Source organism: Acidovorax sp. A1169 (assembly GCF_030704685.1).
In the GTDB taxonomy this organism is placed as follows: Bacteria; Pseudomonadota; Gammaproteobacteria; order Burkholderiales; family Burkholderiaceae_C; genus Acidovorax.
This window is the reverse complement of sequence record NZ_JAUZDX010000063.1, coordinates 1-1,278: the sequence shown is the minus strand read 5'-3', so window position 1 is coordinate 1,278 and position 1,278 is coordinate 1. Positions and strand designations below refer to the sequence as shown.

Below are 1,278 nucleotides of genomic sequence, written 5' to 3'. Positions count from 1 at the left end.
TGTATGGACCGGACACATGGTGGACAGGTGTGCGAGGACATGGTGGACACCTGTGGTCGTATTGGCCCCAGGAGACAAGACCATGCCCTGGAGCACACGAGACACCATGAGCCTTCGCGAAGAATTCATCACCCTGGCATGCCAGGAGGGCGCCAACCGGCGCGAGCTATGTCGCCGCTTTGGCATCAGCCCCCAGACGGGCTACAAGTGGCTGGCCCGCTTTGCTCAGCTGGGCTCCCTTGGTTTGGCTGACGTTTCCCGCCGCCCGTTGCACAGCCCTGGGACTACGCAGGAAGCCTTGCAGCAGGCTGCCGTGGCCTTGCGCCGCGAGCACCCGGCCTGGGGTGGCCGCAAGATCGCCAGGCGTCTGCAGGACCTGGGCCTGGGCACCTTGGCTTGCAGCACTGTCAACTCGATCCTGCACCGCCACGGCCTGATCAACCCCGAAGCCTCAGCTGCAGCCCAGCCCTGGCAGCGCTTGGAGCACGATCACCCCAATGCCTTGTGGCAGATCGACTTCAAGGGCTATGTGGACACTGCAGGCGGGCGCTGTCATCCCCTGACCCTGCTGGACGATCATTCGCGCTTCAACATGGCCATCCGCGCCTGCGCCCGTCAGGAAAGCTCCACCGTGCGCGAGCAGCTCATCGAAGTGTTTCGCACCTACGGCCTGCCGGTGCGCATCAATGCGGACAACGGAGCACCCTGGGGATCGCCGCGCGAGCCCGGGCAGGTCAGCGCGCTGGCGCTGTGGCTGATACGGCTGGGTATCCGGGTGAGCTTTAGCCGCCCCTACCACCCGCAGACCAATGGCAAGGAGGAGCGGTTTCACCGTTCGCTCAAAGCGGAAGTGCTCAATGGCAAGTCGTTCACGGACCTCGTGCAGGCGCAAGCGGCATTCGATCACTGGCGCCAGATCTACAACCACCAGCGGCCCCACCAGGCACTGGGCATGGCAACCCCAGCAAGCCGCTATCGCATGAGCGAGCGAAGCTACCCACAGGACCTGCCGGCCATCGAGTACGGGCCCGAGGATACGGTGGTGATAGTCAAGGACATGGGAGAGATGCGATTCCAGGGCAAGCGCTACAAGCTGTCCAGCGCGTTGCGCGGGATGCCGGTGGCTGTGCGAGCCCTGAAGGCGCAGGATGGCTGCTATGGGGTGTACTTCATGCACCACAAGCTGCGCGAGATAGACCTGAGGCAGGACTGAGCTGTGCGGCAAAATCCGTCCACCATGTGTTCGCACACCCGTCAACCATGTGTCCGGTCCATACA

At 63.7% G+C, this 1,278-nt stretch carries 1 protein-coding gene; it reads left to right on the top strand.

From position 1 onward, the window contains the following. The first annotated feature begins 82 nt into the window (after positions 1–82). A complete protein-coding gene (locus QYL93_RS31820) occupies positions 83–1,213 on the top strand; it encodes an IS481 family transposase (RefSeq protein WP_305747429.1) in 1,131 nt (376 codons plus the stop codon). Positions 1,214–1,278: the final 65 nt, after the last annotated feature.

Coding starts and splice junctions, on each gene's coding strand:
- QYL93_RS31820 (WP_305747429.1), top strand. CDS start 83: ATGCCCTGGAGCACACGAGACACCATGAGCCTTCGCGAAGAATTCATC.